The organism is Acidovorax sp. (genome assembly GCF_021287135.1).
Lineage (GTDB): Bacteria > Pseudomonadota > Gammaproteobacteria > Burkholderiales > Burkholderiaceae_C > Acidovorax.
The window spans coordinates 19,606-38,524 of the sequence record NZ_JAJTBB010000080.1 but is presented as its reverse complement, the minus strand read 5'-3'; the positions used below and the strand labels follow the sequence as shown (position 1 = coordinate 38,524).

The 18,919-nt window shown below is 66.8% G+C and carries 19 protein-coding genes; 3 read left to right on the top strand and 16 right to left on the bottom strand.

Features of this window, described 5'->3' with window-relative positions:
• Positions 1-52 precede the first annotated feature (52 nt).
• Positions 53-1,714 (bottom strand): energy-dependent translational throttle protein EttA, encoded by a 1,662-nt coding sequence (ettA, locus tag LWW96_RS18985; RefSeq protein ID WP_291489421.1) that lies wholly within the window; start codon positions 1,712-1,714, stop codon positions 53-55.
• Positions 1,715-1,960: 246 nt separating this feature from the next.
• Here ettA and LWW96_RS18980 point away from each other — a divergent pair, with 246 nt between their 5' ends.
• The 3 genes from LWW96_RS18980 to LWW96_RS18970 all read left to right on the top strand — a co-directional run bounded on the left by LWW96_RS18980 (position 1,961) and on the right by LWW96_RS18970 (position 6,879).
• Positions 1,961-3,727 carry a DEAD/DEAH box helicase gene (locus LWW96_RS18980; protein ID WP_291489420.1) on the top strand — a complete coding sequence of 589 codons (1,767 nt, stop codon included), beginning with the start codon at positions 1,961-1,963 and terminating at the stop codon, positions 3,725-3,727.
• 56 nt (positions 3,728-3,783) lie between these two features.
• Positions 3,784-4,863 carry an endonuclease/exonuclease/phosphatase family protein gene (locus tag LWW96_RS18975; protein WP_291489419.1) on the top strand — a complete coding sequence of 360 codons (1,080 nt, stop codon included), beginning with the start codon at positions 3,784-3,786 and terminating at the stop codon, positions 4,861-4,863.
• Between the two features lie 141 nt (positions 4,864-5,004).
• On the top strand, positions 5,005-6,879 hold the full coding sequence (locus LWW96_RS18970) for a M14 family zinc carboxypeptidase (protein WP_291489418.1): 1,875 nt from the start codon (positions 5,005-5,007) through the stop codon (positions 6,877-6,879).
• Positions 6,880-7,264: 385 nt separating this feature from the next.
• Here LWW96_RS18970 and LWW96_RS18965 read toward each other — a convergent pair whose 3' ends face one another.
• The 15 genes from LWW96_RS18965 to LWW96_RS18895 form a co-directional block, all read right to left on the bottom strand.
• Positions 7,265-7,642 (bottom strand): hypothetical protein, encoded by a 378-nt coding sequence (locus tag LWW96_RS18965; protein ID WP_291489417.1) that lies wholly within the window; start codon positions 7,640-7,642, stop codon positions 7,265-7,267.
• Positions 7,639-9,816, bottom strand: a complete 2,178-nt coding sequence (locus LWW96_RS18960) for a hypothetical protein (RefSeq protein ID WP_291489416.1) — start codon at positions 9,814-9,816, stop codon at positions 7,639-7,641. Before LWW96_RS18960 ends, LWW96_RS18965 begins: the two co-directional genes overlap by 4 nt.
• Entirely contained in the window at positions 9,806-11,836 is a 2,031-nt protein-coding gene (locus tag LWW96_RS18955; protein WP_291489415.1) for a hypothetical protein, read from the bottom strand. Before LWW96_RS18955 ends, LWW96_RS18960 begins: the two co-directional genes overlap by 11 nt.
• Positions 11,837-11,974: 138 nt before the next feature.
• Complete coding sequence (locus LWW96_RS18950) at positions 11,975-12,532, bottom strand: hypothetical protein (RefSeq protein WP_291489414.1); 558 nt, start codon at positions 12,530-12,532, stop codon at positions 11,975-11,977.
• The gene (locus LWW96_RS18945; RefSeq protein WP_291489413.1) at positions 12,525-12,731 is read right to left on the bottom strand and encodes a hypothetical protein; all 207 of its coding nucleotides are present in this window, start codon (positions 12,729-12,731) and stop codon (positions 12,525-12,527) included. Before LWW96_RS18945 ends, LWW96_RS18950 begins: the two co-directional genes overlap by 8 nt.
• Positions 12,732-13,202: 471 nt before the next feature.
• Positions 13,203-13,766, bottom strand: coding sequence for a hypothetical protein (locus tag LWW96_RS18940; RefSeq protein ID WP_291489412.1), 564 nt, complete (start codon positions 13,764-13,766; stop codon positions 13,203-13,205).
• A gap of 12 nt (positions 13,767-13,778) precedes the next feature.
• Positions 13,779-14,135, bottom strand: a complete 357-nt coding sequence (locus LWW96_RS18935; RefSeq protein ID WP_291489411.1) for a hypothetical protein — start codon at positions 14,133-14,135, stop codon at positions 13,779-13,781.
• Entirely contained in the window at positions 14,132-15,544 is a 1,413-nt protein-coding gene (locus LWW96_RS18930; protein WP_291489410.1) for an AAA family ATPase, read from the bottom strand. Before LWW96_RS18930 ends, LWW96_RS18935 begins: the two co-directional genes overlap by 4 nt.
• Positions 15,541-16,002, bottom strand: a complete 462-nt coding sequence (locus tag LWW96_RS18925; protein WP_291489409.1) for a CHC2 zinc finger domain-containing protein — start codon at positions 16,000-16,002, stop codon at positions 15,541-15,543. Before LWW96_RS18925 ends, LWW96_RS18930 begins: the two co-directional genes overlap by 4 nt.
• Positions 15,999-16,262, bottom strand: coding sequence for a hypothetical protein (locus tag LWW96_RS18920; protein ID WP_291489408.1), 264 nt, complete (start codon positions 16,260-16,262; stop codon positions 15,999-16,001). The genes LWW96_RS18925 and LWW96_RS18920 overlap by 4 nt, the downstream gene beginning before the upstream one ends.
• A complete protein-coding gene (locus tag LWW96_RS18915; protein WP_291489407.1) occupies positions 16,246-16,527 on the bottom strand; it encodes a helix-turn-helix domain-containing protein in 282 nt (93 codons plus the stop codon). The genes LWW96_RS18920 and LWW96_RS18915 overlap by 17 nt, the downstream gene beginning before the upstream one ends.
• A complete protein-coding gene (locus LWW96_RS18910; RefSeq protein ID WP_291489406.1) occupies positions 16,527-16,823 on the bottom strand; it encodes an AlpA family phage regulatory protein in 297 nt (98 codons plus the stop codon). The genes LWW96_RS18915 and LWW96_RS18910 overlap by 1 nt, the downstream gene beginning before the upstream one ends.
• 283 nt (positions 16,824-17,106) lie before the next feature.
• A complete protein-coding gene (locus LWW96_RS18905; RefSeq protein WP_291489405.1) occupies positions 17,107-17,889 on the bottom strand; it encodes a hypothetical protein in 783 nt (260 codons plus the stop codon).
• A 3-nt stretch (positions 17,890-17,892) separates the two neighbouring features.
• Positions 17,893-18,102: a hypothetical protein gene (locus LWW96_RS18900; protein ID WP_291489404.1), complete on the bottom strand. Its 210-nt coding sequence runs from the start codon at positions 18,100-18,102 to the stop codon at positions 17,893-17,895.
• Positions 18,103-18,104: 2 nt separating this feature from the next.
• A complete protein-coding gene (locus tag LWW96_RS18895) occupies positions 18,105-18,308 on the bottom strand; it encodes a hypothetical protein (RefSeq protein ID WP_291489403.1) in 204 nt (67 codons plus the stop codon).
• Positions 18,309-18,919: the final 611 nt, after the last annotated feature.

Below are 18,919 nucleotides of genomic sequence, written 5' to 3'. Positions count from 1 at the left end.
GGAGGCGGTCGAGCGAATTACTTCCGGTTGCAATCGTACCGGACTCGGCGCCTTATTTGAGGGCTTTGTAGCGCATGCGCTTGGGCTTGGCACCCTCTTCGCCCAGACGCTTTTTCTTGTCGGCTTCGTATTCCTGGTAATTGCCGTCAAAAAACGTCCATTGGCTATCACCTTCGGCGGCCAGGATGTGCGTGGCGATCCGGTCGAGGAACCAGCGGTCGTGGCTGATAACCAACACCGTACCCGCATATTCCAGCAGCGCGTCTTCCAGGGCGCGCAGGGTTTCCACGTCCAGGTCGTTGGAGGGCTCGTCCAGCAGCAGCACGTTGCCGCCCTGGATCAGCGTCTTGGCCAGGTGCAGGCGGCCGCGTTCACCGCCCGACAGCATGCCCACCTTCTTTTGCTGGTCGCCGCCGTTGAAGTTGAAGCGCCCTGCGTAGGCCCGGCTGGCCATGGTGAACTTGCCGATGTTGATCATGTCCAGGCCGCCCGAGATGTCTTCCCACACGGTCTTCTCGTCGGACAAGGCATCGCGGTGCTGGTCCACGAAGGCCATCTTCACGGTGGAGCCGATCACCACCTCGCCGCTGTCGGGCTGCTCCTTGCCCGCAATCAGCTTGAACAGCGTGGACTTGCCGGCGCCGTTGGGGCCGATGATCCCCACGATGGCGCCCGCAGGGACGTTGAACGTCAGGTTGTCGATCAGCACACGGTCGCCAAACGACTTGGTGACGTTCTTGAATTCGATGACCTGGGTGCCCAGGCGCTCGGCCACAGGAATGAAGATTTCCTGCGTCTCGTTGCGGCGCTGGTATTCGTAGTCGCTCAGTTCCTCGAAGCGGGCGATACGCGCCTTGCTCTTGGCCTGGCGGCCCTTGGCGTTCTGGCGCACCCACTCCAGTTCCTTCTTCAGGGCCTTGGCGCGGGCTTCCTCGCCCTTTTGCTCGGCCTCCAGGCGGTTTTGCTTTTGCAGCAGCCACTCGGAATAGTTGCCCTTGTAAGGAATGCCGTGGCCGCGGTCCAGTTCCAGAATCCACTCGGCCGCGTTGTCCAGGAAGTAGCGGTCGTGGGTGATGGCCACCACGGTGCCAGGAAAGCGGTGCAGGAACTGCTCCAGCCAATCCACGGACTCGGCGTCCAAGTGGTTCGTGGGCTCGTCCAGCAGCAGCATGTCGGGCTTGGACAGCAGCAGGCGGCACAGCGCGATGCGGCGCTTTTCACCGCCGGAGAGCACGCCGATCTTGGCATCCCAGGGGGGCAGGCGCAACGCGTCCGCGGCGATCTCCAGCTGGTGCTCGGAGTCGGTGCCTGCGGTGGCGATGATGGCTTCCAGCCGCGCCTGTTCGGCGGCCAGGGCGTCAAAGTCGGCGTCGGGCTCGGCATAGGCCGCATACACCTCTTCGAGCTTGGCCTTGGCGGCGAACACCTCGCCCATGGCCTCCTCGACGCTCTCGCGCACGGTGTGCTCGGGGTTGAGCTGCGGCTCCTGCGGCAGGTAGCCGATCTTGATGCCCGGCATGGGGATGGCTTCGCCCTCGATCTCCTTGTCCACCCCGGCCATGATCTTGAGCAAGGTGGACTTGCCCGAGCCGTTCAGGCCCAGCACGCCGATCTTGGCGCCGGGGAAGAAACTCAGGGAGATGTCCTTCAAGATCTGCCGCTTGGGCGGCACGGTCTTGGAGACACGGTTCATCGAATAAACGTATTGGGCCATTGGTGTCGTTTCTAGGAAAAAGAAGCGCGGAATTTCCGCCAGCAAACCGCAATTATCGGGGCATGCGACAATACCCGGCGCTGCGGACTCCAGTTGCCCGCCGCATCAGCACTCTGCTGGGGACGACGGAAGCCATGCTTCCAGGCTCCCAATCCTGAACCTCATCAGCCTGAGAGACTGGCTCGACAACCTCCGGGTTGCACGACAGGCCGATACCCAGCGCCCCGGACGGGCGCATCCGACGACATGACATTTGATGAACTGAACCTGGCTCCTGCCATTCTGAAGGCCGTGCACGAAACGGGCTACGAAACCCCCACGCCCATCCAGGCACAGGCCATTCCCGCCGTGCTGGAAGGCCACGACCTCCTTGCCGGCGCACAGACCGGCACCGGCAAGACCGCCGCGTTCACCCTGCCCATGCTGCACCGCCTTGCCCAGGGCGTCGCACCCAAGAGCAAGTTTGGCGGCAAGGGCGTGCGCGCCCTGGTGCTGACTCCGACCCGCGAACTGGCCGCGCAGGTGGAAGAATCGGTGCGCGAATACGGCAAGTACCTCGACCTTAACTCCACCGTGGTCTTTGGCGGCGTGGGCATGAACCCGCAGATCGACCGCATCAAGCGCGGTGTGGACGTGCTGGTAGCCACCCCGGGCCGGCTGCTGGACCTGCAGCAGCAAGGTTTCCTGGACCTCTCCACCGTGCAGGTGCTGGTGCTGGACGAAGCCGACCGCATGCTCGACATGGGCTTCATCCATGACGTGAAGAAGGTGCTGGCCCTGGTGCCCAAGGACAAGCAGAGCCTGCTGTTCTCGGCCACGTTCAGCGACGAGATCCGCGAACTGGCCGGCACGCTGCTCAAGAACCCCCAGAGCATCCAGGTCACCCCCCGCAACACCACCGTCCAGCGCATCACGCAGGTCATCCACCCCGTGGGCCGCGGCAAGAAAAAGCAGGTGCTGCTGCACATCATCCAGCAGCACAACTGGAGCCAGGTGCTCGTGTTCACGCGCACCAAGTTCGGCGCCAACAACGTGGCCGAGTTCCTGACCAAGAACGGTGTGCAGGCCATGGCCCTGCACGGCAACAAGAGCCAGAGCGCCCGCACGCAGGCGCTGGCCGGCTTCAAGAGCGGCGACATTCGCGCCCTGGTGGCCACCGACATCGCCGCCCGCGGCATCGACATTGACGACCTGCCGCACGTCGTCAACTACGAAATCCCCAACGTCCCCGAAGACTATGTGCACCGCATCGGCCGCACCGGCCGGGCCGGCGCCACCGGCGAGGCGGTGAGCCTGGTCTGCATGGACGAGGAAGGCTTCATGATGGAGATCGAGCGCTTCACCAAGCAGCAGATCCCCGTGCAGGTCATCGATGGCTTCGGCCCCGAACCCGGCGAGAAGGCCGAGCCCATTGCCATGGGCCGCCAGACCATCTGGGGCGGTGCCGGCAAGCCCCCCAGCCGCGAAGTGATGCAGGCCGCTGCCAAGGCAGCCCGCAGCGAAATGATGGAGCGCATCCGCACCAACAAGGCCACGCAAGGCGAGCGCTCCGGACGCCAGGGCCAGGGCGGTGGCGGCAATGCAGGCGGCGGTGGCGGGCGCGCCTCCGGCGGTGCGTCCCGCGGCAATTCCCAAGGCCAAGGCCAGGGCAACGGCGGGCGCGGCGGACGCGGTGCCCCTCAGCCGCAAGCCGCGGCGCGCCAGCGCCCGGCCCGCCAGGACGGCGGCGGCTACCGCAACGATGACGCCCAGCCGCCCCGCGCCAACGCCCACCTGGGCACGCACCTGGGGCACAGCACGCCCGTGCACCGCAACGCCGGCCACAGCGGCGGCGGCCAACCGGACCCGATGCGCACCAGCGTAGACAGCATGGCCGACCGTGGCCGCCGTGGCGGCGGCGGGGGCTACCGCAGCGGTGGCGGCGGTGGTGGCGGCACCGGCGGCTACGGTGGCGGGCGGGGCAACGGATCCCGCGGCAACGGCGGCTCGCGCGGCGGCTCCTTCAACCGCTGAGCCGGCCATGGGCGAGCGCGGCAGGCGCCGCTGCCCGTTGTGCGATGCTTGGGCCCATGCGCCCCAACGACCCGCTTCTCCCGTTGGCCACCCTGATGGTGGCCACCTGCAACGTGCTCAACCTGGCCAATGCCGGGCGCATGTTCTATCCCAACCAGGACGCCTACACAGCCACGGAGTTTGAGCGCAAGCTCAGTTGGCTGGGCGAGCGTTTCCGGGTGCTGAATGCGGACGTGCTCGCCGTGCAGGAGGTGTGGGACGAAGCGGCGCTCAAGGGCGCACTGGCACGCAGCGGCCTGCGCTACGGCTTCGTGGCCGTGCCCGGTGCGGAAAACAACGCCACGCAGCACGGCGCCCAAGGCACGCCACGGGTCGGCATTGCCACACGGCTCAAGGTGGAAGCCTTGCAGTCGTTTGCCGACTTTCCCCCCGGCTTTGAGGTGGCAGTGCCTGGCCTCGGCCGCCACACCCGGTTTGAGCGCCCGCCCCTGGTGGCGACACTGCGCATGAAGCACGGCCAGCGCCTGAATGTGCTGACGGCCCATCTCAAATCCAAACGCCCGAAATTCCTGCAGGACGCGCTGGGCAACCCGCTGGAAGACCGCGACGACCACAAGATCATGGCGCTGGCGTCGCTGCGCGCACTGATCATGCGCGGGGCCGAGGCCATGGCCCTGCGGTGCCTGGTGATCGACCTGCTGCACCGCACCAGCGTGCCGCTGGTGGTGCTGGGCGACTTCAACGACACGCCCGACAGCGTGACCACCCAACTGCTGTGCGCCACCAACGAGGTGGCCTACGACCGCTCGGCACGTGACGTGGCGCTGTTCAACGCCTACGAGCTGCAGGGGGACTCGGCGCTCAAGAAAGACGTGGCCTTCTCCCACATCCACCAAGGCACGCCCAGCGTGCTGGACCAGATTCTCGTGAGCGAAGAGTTCGTGCGCAACGGCCGCAACAGCATTGGCGACGTCCGGCGCGTGGACTATTTCAACGACCACCTGCACGAAGGCCGCGACCGCACCCGCTCGGACCACGGCTTCGTGCGGGCGCTGCTGCGCCTGGCCATGGAACCCCAGCAGGCGCTACCGGGAGGCCCGGCCCAGGCTGCGGAACCCGCCCTGCCCGGAGCGTGAAGCACCTCCTGCGCCATCCGGGGTGCAGCCCCGTCCCGCACGTTTGCAACTGAATGTACGGCGCGGCTGTCCCGCAGAAGCGGGCAGGTAACATCGCCGTCGCAACGCGCCCCTTTCAAGGCCTTCAAGGGTACAACCACGATGAACAAGCAACCCCTTTCGCACCAGCCGCCAGCCGCAGCCGCCCCAGGCCTGCCGGTTTCCGCCGCAGGGCGCGCTCCCTGGAAAGCCGCAACGCTGCTGGCGGCGGCGCTGCTCGCGGCGTGCTCCAGTACCCCGCTGCCCCCCTGGCCCTCCTCTTCCTCGTCGGCCGCACGCACTGCGGGCGCGCCGGCACCGCTGCCGCGTTCGCAACCCGGCACGGTGGTCCCGGCACCGCTGGGCCAGACGCCCCAGCAGCCCCGCACCGGCGCGGTCACCCGTCCGCTGGCGCCCCCCACACCGCTGGTGGTGCAGGACGAAGCGCCGATGGCGCCTCCCTACTCCGCCGCCGTGGCGGCCCGGTTTCCCGATCCGCCGGTGGCGTACAGCACCCCCGGCCTGGGCGCGGACCGCAGGGCCTTCACCACCAATGCCGAACTCGGGCAATGGCTGCGGTCATTGACCGACCCTGCCCCCAAGGGCCCCACCCGTACCAAGCTGCTCAATCTGGGCATGTCGCAACGGGGCGAGCCCCTCCTCGGCCTGCTCGCCACCCGCGCTGGCGGCACGGAGCCTGCGCAACTGGACACAAGCGGCCGCCCCACGGTGGTGCTCATCGGCCAGCAGCACGGTGACGAGCCCGCAGGCAGCGAAGCCTTGCTGGTGATCAGCCGCGAACTGGTCCAGGGCCTGCTGGAGCCCCTGCTGGACCGCATCAATGTGGTGATAGTGCCCCGGGCCAACCCGGACGGCGCCTCTGCCGGCACCCGCGTCACGGCCAACGGCGTGGACATGAACCGCGACCATTTGCTGCTGCACACGCCCGAAGCCCGCGCGCTGGCCCAGGTGGTAAACGACTACCGCCCCATTCTGGTCGTGGACGCTCACGAATACACCGTCGTGGGGCGCTACCTCCAGAAATTCAACGCCATCCAGCGCTATGACGCGCTGCTGCAATACGCCACCACCGCCAACTACCCCGAGTTCCTGACCAAGGCCTCGCAGGAGTGGTACCACCCGCCCATGGTCGCCGCGCTCAAGGCCCAGGGCCTGACCAGCGACTGGTACTACACCACCTCGACCAACCTGGAAGACAAGCGCATCTCCATGGGCGGCACGCAGCCCGACACCGGACGGAACGTGAACGGGCTGAAGAACACCGTCAGCCTGCTGATCGAGACCCGCGGCGTCGGCATCGGGCGCATGCACATCCAGCGCCGCGTGCACGCACAGGTCACGGCCATCGCCAGCGCCCTGCGCAGCACGGCCGAGCGCGCCAGCAGCCTGGAGCAGGTTCGCTCCTTCGTCGCGCGCGACATCAGCGCGCAGGCTTGCCGGGACCAGGTGGTCGTCGAAGCCGAGGCCACGCCCACCCAGCGGGAACTGGATTTCCTCGATCCCCAGACCGGCGCCGACCGCCCCCTTCGCGTGGAATGGAACTCCTCGCTGGCCCTGCGGCCGACCAAGACCCGCGCACGGCCCTGCGGCTACTGGCTGTCAGCCCAGTCGACCACCGCGGTCGAGCGCCTGCGGCTTCTGGGGCTGCAGGTCATGCGCGTGGCCGAGCCCGGCTCGGCCCTGGCCGACATCTACCGCGAGACCGCCCGGGAAGCCGGCAGCCGCCAAGATGTGATCGGCACCATCGCGGGAGGAACCGGCATCGTGCGGGTGGAGGTATCGCCGGTGCGCAGCGCCATCGACGTCCCGGCAGGCAGCTTTTACGTGCCGCTGAACCAGCCCCGGGCCAACCTGGCCGTGGCCGCGCTGGAACCCGACACGCAAAACAGCTACTTCGCAAACCACCTGCTGGAAGCCCTGGGAGACACCGCGCGCATCATGGCCCCGCCATCGCTGGTGTTTGAAGAAACCGATTGAGGCCCGCGGCCGGCACGCGCGCGCGGGCGACCGCCGTGCGTTTACCGGGCGTGGGACACGCTGCAAAGGCGTGACGGCGTGACGGCGTGACGGCGTGAAGGGGGAAGGCGTGCAGGGGTGGCGGCTTGGCCCCGGAGGGTATCGAGTCAATTGCTCCAAGCCCCATGAACGCTTGCGATTGAGTTTCTATTTCTGAAAAGTACCGCCAAAAATACCGCCAAAACTCAAAGTCTCCTCATTTTCGGCAGCATGTTGCCGTGCTCCGGCCAGGATCACAGCCTGGGGGGGAACATGCGGACGTGCTTCGAGTCGGGACGCGGGAACCCAGTAGACCTGGGCTCAAAACTGCGCCCACGATGCTCGTGGAGGAAGGGACTGGGCTTCGTCAGGTGGCGGCTCTACCCGTGGCAATCCCCAGCACCTGCATAACTGCCCCGGCCTGCAGCATCGCCAGTGCCCGGTCCTCGCGCGGCGTCAGGGTCAAAACCTCGTCGCCAATCTCAATCTTCACCGTCCCGTCCGTCAGCACGGTTTTGCTGATGCTGCGCGCTGGCGGATGCACCTCCACGGGCACGTACACGCCGCGCAGCACGCGCTTAACCCGGCCGTCATCCATCAGGGCACGCAGGCGGTCGTCGACGATGGCCAGCTTGAGCCCGGTCAGATCGGCCACCGTCTCGCGCGTGGCCACCTGCTCCAAGGCATGCAGCTCGCACACTGCGTCGTAGATGCGCTGGGTGCTGGTAGGTGCAGGCGTGTTCACTGGCCGCCCTCCACAGCCATCAAGGCCCCAAACGTCATGGAGGGCGCCCGGCGTCCATCCTGCGCAGCGCGGCGCACCAGGGCCGCGCCCACGTCCTGCGCTTGGCGCTGCTGCACGCCCCGGGTCACTGTGGACACCGTGGGGCCGATCCCGAGCAGCGGCACCTTGGATGCCAGGCGGTCAAGGAAGTCCAGCCCCCGGCCCATCAGCAGCGCGCCGGAGTTGCTGTTGTTCACGGCCGATCCCACAGGCTGCACCGTGGTGTACTGCGCCACCTTGCCCACGGCCTTGAGCTGGGCGATTTCTTCGGGGCTGAAAAACTGCCCCAGCTTGCGCGGCCCCAGGGCCAGCAAGGCACGGTTGTAGCCGCTGGCGCTGAACCGCCCGGTTTCATCGGATGCCGCACCGATAGCGGCCGCTTTCAGGTGCGCCGCGATGCTGCCCCGCACAGCGTCCAGGGCGGCGGGGTCGCTGCGGCGCAGTTCTTCCGCCAGCCGCCCGGTGTCTTCTGTCTTCGCGCTGCGGTCGAGGACATACCGCCGAATGAAGTCATCCGGCGCGGCGCTGCCCTCGTACACGGCGCGCAGGCCGGGGATACGCTCCACACGCTGCATCATGTCGCGGTTGGACAGGCGAGCGCGGTCGAATGCCTGCCGCGCCTGCTCGCCCAACTCCACACCTCCCGCGTAAGGCTGCCCGCCTCCCACGGCCCGCGCACCAGCGGCGGGGCTCCCCCGCCCCAGCTCCAAAACCGGGGTATCGTCCAATGCCTGCCGCACCAGCCCCAGGGCCATGCGGGCCTGCCCGTCGTTGGTGCCGCGTTGCAGCCTGCCCATGGCCGTCTTGAGCTGTTCCGCATAGTCCACCGTGAACGGCACTTCGCCGGCAGCAATGCGGTTCAGGTGCTGGCTGACCGACGGCGGCAGCGCACCACCCAGCAGCGCATCGTCCAGCAGCTTGCTGGCCTGCGCGGTGAAAGCGCGGCCATCCAAGGGGAACGAGCGGCCCGCGCTGTCCCGCGCCTGGCTGTACAGGGTATCGACGGCCGCCCGGTCGGAATCGAGGCCACGCTGCAGAGCACCGATGGCGCGCGCCCCCACTGCATGAGCATCGTCAGCACCACCAGCGCCCAGGCGGTTCATCCCTTCTATCAGCGTGGCGTTGTTCTCGTTCTGCACCCTTGCCAGCCCGTGCAATCCGGCGTCGCTGGCGTTCGCGCCCATGCGGGCAAGGTTCTGCTCGCGGGTAATCTGCACCGGGTCAAGCGACAGCGTGCCGCGCGTGGGCGCAGCCCCCACCCGGTGGAAGTCCAGCAGGCGAGAAAGCGCCCCAGCGTCCAGCGAATCGCCCGGCCCCATGGCCCGCCCAGCCTCGGCCCGCAGACTCTGGCGGATGCGCTCGGGCACGTCCTGCCAGTTCACACCGGCGCGGCCCAGGGCCTGCTCAATCTGCTGGTCAACCGCCTGCGCACCGGCGGGCAGCATGCGGCTCACGGCCCCGGCGGCAGAGCGGGCGGCCTGCGCCGCGCCAGCACCGGCAAACCCGCCTGCGAGGCCCGCCGCGATCTGCCAGCCATCGCCGCCGCCCGCTTCGCGTGCAATGCCAGAACCAGCGCCAGCTCCTGCCGCGCTGGCAATCTGTGTTCCAGGATTGGCCGCCATCAGTTCGGCGGCGGCTTGGAGCGGTCCCGCCGCTGCCACCCGTGCCACCTGGCGGGCCGCACCGGCCATGCCAGCGCCGCCAGCCATGAAGCGCGTCGCATCTCCCACCACGCGCTCAGTCTCGTTCGCTGGCTTGGGTAGGCCGACGGCATCGGCGAAACCCTCCGCGGTCTTGCCCAGGGGCTTGCCTTCTGGGGCTCCAAAGGCGCGCATGGCGGGGTCGGTCACGAGATGGCGCACGGGCTCGGTCACGACTTCCGCCGCCTGGCCCATGCCCTCCATACCGTAGCGCACGGCCAATCCTGCCTGTCGGGCCAGCTCCTTGCCGCCGTTCACCACGCGCTGCGCGATGCCCGGGGCGGTTTCGCTGGATGCCGCTCCGGATACCGACGGGCTGGCGGCGGCAGGGCCGTCCCACGTCACCTTGCTAGCGTCGATGTCGGCGGTGCCGCTGGGGCTTTCCGCGGATTGAGAGGGGCTGTCCCACTGCACCTTGTTGGGGTCAATCTGCATAGCTGATGCTCCCGTCGCTGTACTGCACCACACGGCGCCCATTGAGGGCGCCGGTACGCGTCACAATGCGCTGCTGCCCGGGCGTGGCCATGCCCTGTTGCGCGCGTCCTATTGCTGCGTCTGCCATCTGTCCGCCCTGGGGGCCAGCACGCAACCGGGCGGTTTCAATGAGGCTGCCCAATCGCAGCTGCTTTTCTGCTGCAACCTTGTCGCTGTCGCCAGGTTGCGCGAAGTAAGAGCGGGACAGCCCCTGCAACTGCTCGCGCGTGTAGGCCGCGCCCGTGTTGAGGGTCAATGCAGCATCCAAGGCGTCAAGCTGCGCGGCCTCGACACGCTGCCGACCTTCGGGGCGCATCATGTTTGCAGCCCCTTCGGGAAGCATGTTCAGCAATGCAGTTCCAGCCCCTGGCCGCGTGGCGCCTGGGTTTTCCTTGCCGATGGAGTCAAGCTGAGACAGCGCGTTTTGCATGCGCACGGCATAGCCTGCGGCCTTGGCTTGGTCCTCGGTCAGCTTGGCGTCTCGCGGTTTGTCAGCCGGCCCGCCAGGGATGGCCTCAAGCCCTGCGCCGTCCGATCTGGGGCGGTAGCCGGTGGGCACGCCATCGCGGCTTGCGCGCGCGGTGTCGAGGGCAAGGCGCTGGCGGGCCAGGTCGTTCTGCGTGGCCTGTTGCCCGGCTGCACGACGCTCCCGGATATCAGCAAGCGCCTGTTGCAACCGGGTGCGGGAGGTTTCTCCAGTCTGCTGCATGGCTTCGCGCTGGAGGCCTCCGTTTTGGCGCATGGCTTCCTGGTCCAGGCCCGGCTGGGCGCCGCGTGCGGCCTGGTCGGCGCGGAGCAGCGCCGCATAGTTCGCCGTGGCTGTGCGGTCGCGCCCCTTGCCCCATTTGTCGGACTGGGTGATCGAGCTGGCCGACACCTGGGCATTGCGCAGGTCGTTGCGGGCCTGCCAGTCGTTGCCGCTGTGCCGCACCGTGGGCGCGCTGATGCCCGCGGGCACGAAGCCGCGCACCGTGTCGGTCGAGGGGGCCGGCGCCGCGCCACCGCCCGGCGTGAAGCCGCGCACGAGGTTGTCGGCCGCGGCCTGGTTCTGCGCGCTGGGCTGGCCGGTGAACCCGGCCGGCAGGCCCATGCCAGAGGCGTTATCGCTGTACTGCCCACGGCCATGCTGGTACACACCGGGAATTGTCTGTTTGCCCGCGTCGGCCGCTGCCTGCTGGGCCTGCGCCGTTCCGGGCTGGGCGGGCGCAGGATTGACAAAGCCCCGGCCGGCACCTGCGCCGCCTTCGGCGACCGCAGTTGCAACCCCGGGCTCCCCCAGTGGCTGAGCAGGGCGCTGCTTGAAACCCATGGCCTCCACCTTCGCAATGGTGTCGTTCCAGTTGTTGGGGGCTGCGGCAGCACCGCCCGATGCGGGGGTGAAACCGCGCGTTTTCTGGCCATCGGCCACCACGGAGCCCCCGCCCGGCGTGTTGCCGTTCACGGTGATTTCGCCGCCCACGTTTCCGCCGGAGTAGCTGTTGCCCACACGGGTCACGTTTCCCGATGTGGGAGCAGCGGCTGGCTCGCCGGGCGCAGCAGTGGACAGAGAGGCTGGTGCGAAGCCCCGCACTGCGCTGGAGGTGGTGGGCTGCTCCGCGGGCTGCGCCGGTTGAACGTTCGGGGCCAACCCGCGTGCGGGCGGTGGCGGGGCCGCCGGGTCCGGCTGCATTCCAACGGCTGCCGGAACCTGCTCGATACGGTTTGCACTGGCGTCGCCGTTTGCAAGGCCGCCAACCCGCGTTACACCAGCGTCCTGGGCCGCTGCAGCAGCATCGCCAAAGCTGTTTGGGCGCTTGGGGTTCTCGTCCTCCACCAGTCCGCCATTGGCGAAGAACTGGCGCGGTTCCTCGCGCATAGCCCGTGGGGCAAAGCCGCGCGCCACGGGTGCGTGCGTCGCATTCACCACGTCCTGCAGCGCCTGCGGGCCGCCCATGGCGTGCACCGTGTCGGGCGGAAGCACAAACTCGCCGGGTTTCATCATGGCCGGGATGCTGTCGGGCGCTTGGTTCTGCGCCTGGGCGAAAGCTGCACCACGGCCCGGGGCAAAGCCGCGAACGCTGGGGCTCCGTGCGGACTCGATAGCCTCGCGCTCTTTCATTGTCCGAAATCCACGCATGGGTTATTCCTTCACGCTATCGATGTGCGACAGCTTCAGTTCAAAAAGACGCTCATTCAGGGCTTGTTGGGCGCGGCCCACTTCATCCGCGATGCGGCCGTTTCCTCCGGGCGGGAGGGCGAGCAGTGCCAGGGCCGAGTCAATGGTCTGCACCAGCGCCTTGTCCGACGCCAAGGCTGCCAGCTCACCGCGGGCCAGGGCAAAGGAGGCATCCTTGCCCGCACCATCGGCGAGAGCCGCCCAGGCCAGGGACTTTTCCAGCGAGGCGATTTCATTGGCCAGGCGCTCGCGCTCTTCCATCAACCACCGCTTGATGCTGCCCCGATTGGCACTGACCAAAAGGCGGGAGTCGTAGGCGGCACGGAGGATCTGCACCTGCGCATCCTCCATAAACAGGGAATCGGGCAGGGCGCGGGCGGCCTCCAGGCGTGCGGCCTGCCGGAGTTCCTCGGCACTCAGCACAGGGCGCGCTTGCGGTGTACCGATGGACGCCCCCACGCGGCGGCGTTCTTCGTCAGCCGCCCAACGGCGCTCAAGGGTCGAAAGGGTTTCATCAGACACAGTGGTCCTCCTTGCGGGTGGGCGTGCGCTTGCCGTCGAAATAGGCGTCAAGCTCGGAGCACTTGAAAAGCAGCAAGCGCTTGTTCACGCGGATGGGTTTGGGAAAGTCGGGGTCATCGCGCATGCGGCGCGCGATGGTGCGGCGGCTCAGGTCGTACCTGGCTGCCGCCGAAGCGGGGCGTAAAAGTTCGGGCTTCATGTCCGCTATCGTCCCGAATTGGCCCGATATGGCCCAACCCCATACTGGGCGGGTCGCGCTTTGGTGGCGCGGAAAGAGCACAGTCCAAAATTGGACAGTGCGTCGTCTATCCCGCGCGCGTGCGCGTACTGCTCCACAAACTTCAGGTTTTTTCAGGTTCTGGTGACAGGTTTTGACAGGTCGGCGGCGACGCGCTGCGCTCGGTGGGCGGAGTATCGCGGGCGATGTGCGGCCAATGCCTGCGCAGGGCCTCGACCATTACGGGGGAAGTGGTCCATGGGTGCTCCAGAAAATGAGTGAAATCAGGTCGCAGCGCTTTTTAGATAAGCGCTGGAGGCTATCTTTTTGATAGCGATTCGGGCAAGGAAAAGCCCGCTCTGGGCGGGCTGTGCACTAAGTTTTGCTAAGGGCTGCGCGCCTTGCTCGTGGCCGTGCAGGCGCGGTATCCGGAGGCAATCGCTGTTTGGGGCACTACTGCACCGGATGCACCGGGCCGGTGTGGCGGCAGTCCAGGAGCCCCATGTCCTCCAGACGCTGAATGCCCGCCTCCACGTCCTCGATGGTGACCCTCAGCTTGTCGGCGAGCTGCTGGGCGCTGTACACGGGCTGGCCGTCCTCGGTCACATGGGTGGCGGTCGGCAGCGCTTCAGCCAGGATGGTTTCCGCTTCGTCCCAGTAGCGCGGCGGAGCGGCGCTCATCATCTTCACGCAAAGCTCGGCATGCCCCGATGCTGCAGCGGCCTCCTCGCCCTGTTCGTCACGGATGCGGCCCAGCTCTGCCAACATGGCGAAGAACTCCGGGTAGTCGCGTCGATCGCTGCGGTCTTGTGCCCAGCCAAGGAGAGCAAACCCCGTGCCGGGTTCCAGGCGCTCAACCTCAACCCAATAGGTGGCGGGCGCGTCCAGGATGGCATCGGCGTATTCGTCTGCCAGTGCGGCCGGGGCTTCTGCAAAGGTGCCGTCCTTGAGGTACGGCTCAATTGCACTGAGGGCGGTTTTCAAACGGTCGAGGCGTTGGGTGTCGGCGGTGGTCATGGTGTTGCTCCTTCAGGTGTTGGGGTGTCGCTTGACGCGGCTCGATGCAGGGTAGGTGGCGCGCAGGTGCTGCAGCAGATCGGCGCGCAGATGGGGCGGCGTCTCCAGGCAGTCGAGACGCATCTGCTCCCGCGCTTGGGGGCTGTCGCCATGTGCGTCACACGCCCGCATGGCGGCGGCCAGCAACTCAGAGGCCATTCGGACCGAAGCCTGAATGCTGGCGATCAACTCGGGCTTGTGCGCTTTGATGGCGGTGCGTTGGGCGTCGGTGAGACGGCCGGCCGGCACTTCGATACCGCGGCCGTCAGGGGTGAGTCCAGGTGTTATGCCGCACTCGATCAGTTCGGCAAGGATGGCGGCGACGGTCATAGCACCTCCCTGAGAGCTGGTGCAGTAGGCGTGTCGTCGCCTTCGTCCTGCGCCGAAGGTGGCGGTTTTTCGCCGAAGGTGGCGAAGGTGGCGGCTTTTTGAAACGTGCAACCTTCTGCAACCTTAGCGCCATCTTCGGGGAAGGGTGCTGCCGAAGGTGGCGCCGAAGGTAGCGATTCTTTCCAACGTGCCATCTTCGCCACCTTCGCCACCTTCGCCACCTTCGTGCCATCTTCGGAGCACAGCGCCCACACCCAGCCGCCATTCATTCCGGTCTTGCGGCGCTCGACACCCAGCTTCCGGGCAGCGCGTTGAACCTGGTCGCGTGAGTACCCTGCCCCGGTCGCATCGGAGAAAACCGCCTTGGCAGGCATCGGGCCATCCGTCAGCAAGCCCCGCAGGAACCCGGCTGCGTCCTGGGCTTCGGTATCAACCTCATCATCCGGGTTGGTCAGCAGATCGCGGGCGCTGCCTTCCACCGCCTTGCCCCATGCAATGCACGACGCATGGATGCCGGGTATCGGCTCACGCTGTTCCAGGTGGTACTCAAATCCGCCGTCGTCCGGGCCGATGTTGGATTTTCCGCGCGCCAGGACGCGGGTGTCCTGACCTTCCTCGCCTTGGACCTTGGCGGCCACCATCACCACGCGGGCAACTGCGGTGAAGGCCACGCTGCCCACCACGCGCTGCGCCGGGTCGCCCCCCTGGCCACCCTTGGCAAAGTGCGTAATGCCCAGCACGGCGCAATTGCAAGCATCTGCCATGTCCACCAGCGGTTGCAGGGCGCGGCGGACTTCGGTGTTCTTGTGGCTGTCACCCGTCACGGCAGAAACCACGGGGTCCACGATCAGCAGGCTGATGCCGCCGATGGCTTGAATGGCATCGTGGAGTCCTGGCAGATCAGTGGCCGGGTCGAACGGGTTGATGCTGCCATCCTCCCCTCGCGTGCCCTTGATGAAGTGGCAGCGCTGGCGGTCCGCCCCCATCGCGAGCAGACGCGGCAACAGGGTGTCAGCCGGATCATCCTCGCCACTCCAGATCAGGACATTGCCCAGGGTGCTGCGTTCACCGTCTGGCCAGCTCCCGCCCAAGGTCACTGTCGTGGCCATCGCCAGCGCAATGGTGGTCTTGCCCTGACCAGGTGCACCAGCCAGTATGTGCAGCTTGCCCAGCGCCAGCCAGCCGGGCCACAGCCAGCGGATGGGCGTGGGGTTCAGGTCTGCGCCACAGGCCAGCACCACGGCGCGCCACTGCTGCCTGGGAGGAGAAAGAACGTCGGCGGCATCCTCCAGCGGCGGGAAAACCGTCTCCTGGGGGGTGGCGCGCGGCGGCGGGCGATAGGCTACCACCTGCTCCTTGGTCATCATGTCGTCCAATGCCGCGTTGGGGGCGTGCAATCGGTCGTTCATGCGAACATCTCCGCGATCTTCTGGATGCGGCCAGCGGCTTGCAGCAGACGGGACAACTCATCCCGCGACAGCGCCACGCCGTGGGCCTCATTGGCCGCTGCCACGGCGACCAGGTTGGACTCAGTGGCCAGCACCGCCAGCGCGTCGCGGGCAGGGAATGGCGTGGGCCGCGCGGGTGCGGGCTTGCCGTCTTCTACCCATGCACCAAGCTCTTTCGCGGCTGCAGCGAAGTCCAGGCCGTGCAGAGCCATGTGGTAGGCCAGCACGTCGCCACCACTGGCACCACAGCCCGCCATGCACACGAAAGCACCGGTCTGCAAATTGACCCGCATGGAATCGCTTCCGCCATGAAATACGCAGGCAGTGGTGCGCCATTTGCCACGGCGCTGCAGGAATTGGAGGCCCTGAGTTTCGTAGTAGCCCTCCGGGCTGGGCAGTGCGTCACGATCAAAGCTCATACCCGCCCCCCAATCCGCGCCAGGAACAGCGTGGCATCCTGCAGGCTCGGCAGGTAGCGGACCAGGCCCCAGCGCTCCGCCCAGAAGGTTTGCGTACCGTTCGGGTTATTCACGCGATGCAGTGCATGGCCGCACAGAGCAAACCGCGCCTGCAGCGTGGCAAAAGCCTTGCTTTCTGCCGTGATGGTGGGAGAATCGACACCGTTCTGAATGGCGCTCACCTTTGCTTCGGCGGGGTGGGCGTTATTTTTTTGGGGCATGGGTTGCCTCCTTCTTGTGGGGTTCGGCGAGGAGCGTGTACAGGGCCACGCCCTGATGGGTGTAGCCATCCGCATCCACCAGCGACACGAGATCAGTGGAGATGCGAAAGCCACGGCGGCGCAGTTCAAGAATGCGGGCCGGAGCCTGGTAAATGCCCAGGCGGCGCAGGTCGTAGCTGGTCTTTGGAGCGGCCCGCAGGGCCACGAGGACGCGGGCGCGCTGGGCTTCGGCCGCAGTAGAGCGGGCGGGAGGCTTGCAGGCCATCACTGCCGCCCTTCTTGCTGGGCGGCCAGCCAGGCACGCACATCGCCAACGCGCCAGGCAGTGGTGCGCGCGCCCAGCCGGATCGGCTTGGGGAAAGTCCCCCCCGCCACCTTGCGCCACAGCGATGCGGCCGAAATCGACAGCAGCACGGGTACGCCAGGTTTCTTGCGGTTGGGGACAAGCTGGGCTTGGCGCACCAGCGCCGAATCGGGCAGATCGTCGAACGACGGAGGGCGATAGGGCTGACCGGGGTTCTCCACCACGGGCGACTGGGTCTTGGGTTGGCGTTTTGCCATGTTGCATCTCCAAACGAGTGCGCAACAAGCCCGCCTTGGCCTTCGGAGGGATGTTGCGCGGTTTCTTGCGATTGCGCGCAACGCAGAAATTTCTACGCGAAAGCTCCAAACCCTCCGCCCTATACTGGGCGGCTTGTGATGATGTGCGACGGAATTAGATAAATATCCTTCCAAATCAACCACTTGCAAAGCCTGCCCAAACCGTAGCCAGACACGTCCAGGATCTTGGTGGCGGCCTCAAGTCCGCGCCCCGGCGCAGCTTGTTTCGTCCGTTCGCCATGGCTCAGGCGTCCGAGTGCTGGGCCTTGCTGCGCTTGGCTGCTTTGGCTGCCTTCATGCGCTCCACGAATGCGGTTTTCTCTTTGGCGTCCAACTCCGCCATATATGCCTGCACGCGCTCGGCCTCAGCAATCTTCTTGGCCATGAACTCCCTGTGCAGAGAATGCTTCGCCATGAAGGTGAGGGCATGCCCGACAACCTCCATGAAGGCAAAGCCGGCGCTGAGGCGGGATTTACTACCGCGGGGCTCATCACAGGCCTGCAATGCCGCCTTGATGACGTGTTGCACGGGGATGTACGGCCCGTAGTCACGCGCCAGAGCCTCCAGCAGCTCGGCGGCACAGCGGTAGCCCGTGACGCTACCTGCAGAGCAATCCTCGGCAGGAACATCAAAGCAGCGTTCGCCCTTCCACCAACCCCCTCGGCCGATTTCCTGGGTGATAAAGGAGAGCGCCCCCCGGCGTGTGCGCGTGCCGTCCGGGTGGCGGACGATGGGATGGGCCACATGCTCGCGCAGGCGTTGCACGTCTTCCTCGGGCAGATCCGAGAGCAGCGGGTGCCAGGCATCTGCCTCGGTGGGCAGGTCAATCGTGCGCTGCCAGCCCCCGGGGAACTCCAGTAGCGCGGTCTTTCCGTACTCGCCTGTGCCCAGCCCCAGCAAGCGAGTGGGTTTGGTCACTCCTTCGGTGATGTGGCGAGCCGGTGTCCATGGTCCAGCGGCGGGCGCTGCGGGGGCCATGACCTCGGCCGGGTGGATTGGGGTATCTGCTGGGACGAAGTAGGCCATGGCTCAATCCCCCTTGCCGGTCAGGGCGTCATGGGCCAGGGCGCAGACGCCGCCGATGGTCCAGGTGTCGCCGTCAATAACCATCCGGTCGTGCGCCTCGATGGCGCAGCCGTCATCAAGGGCTTTCTCCAGTGCGGCCAGCGTCAGGCGCAGTGCTTCGTGCAATGCGGCAGCTTCGCCCTGGGGGTGGGCGGTGTGGTTGGGGCTGCTCATGGTCAGCCCTCCGATTGCAGTTGGCCGATGGATGCCAGCGCCTGCACCAGCTTGCGCCGGGCGGCGGCGAAATTGCCGCGCTCGATGTAGCTGCTGGCAAGGTTTGCCGCATTGAAAGCCGCGAGAACTGCGGTCAGGTTCGTGGTGGGGAAGGTGTCCGGAGTGGACTTGATGGGCGCGGGTTTGCGCACCGTGGTTGCCGTCATGGTCTTGGCTCCTGAACGAGACTTTAGGAACACCAGCCGGTTGACTAGACCTGTCTGGTGGGGGTGGGGATAGTCACATGGGTTCAGCCATGCTGCCATCCTTACGGGTAGGCACTCCCACCCCCGAAACCATGCCGATGCCGGAAACCCGGCTGCGGTAAATCTTGGGCGTGACAAAGCCCCGCTAAGGTGGGGGCAGCAACCTCTGAACCAATGGTGTGACTAGCACCGGGCCTCTCGGCTTGCCTGCAGTGTAGCGGGAGTAGCCTGTGCTGCCAACGGCTTTTCGTCCTTGGATCAGCTGAGCGCCTCCAAAATCCGGGCGCGCTTCCCGGAAAAGGCTGCCTACCAGGGGCGCAATCTCGCAGCGGCCCATCTTCAGCGGGGCGCCCGCGAGGATCGAGAGCGTGATCAGGCTGTGAGCACCACCTGGGCACTGGGATTGTTCGGATAGAAATCGGGGGATTTCACCCGAAGGCCCCCCTACCCCATGAGGGGTGACAGGAGGGTTTCACCGCCCGCATTGGGCACGTCGCATGCTTGGATCGTTGTGACCCTTCCAAGCCCCAGGCTTCGACGTTCGGCCAGCCCCACGGGTTCTTTCGGATTTG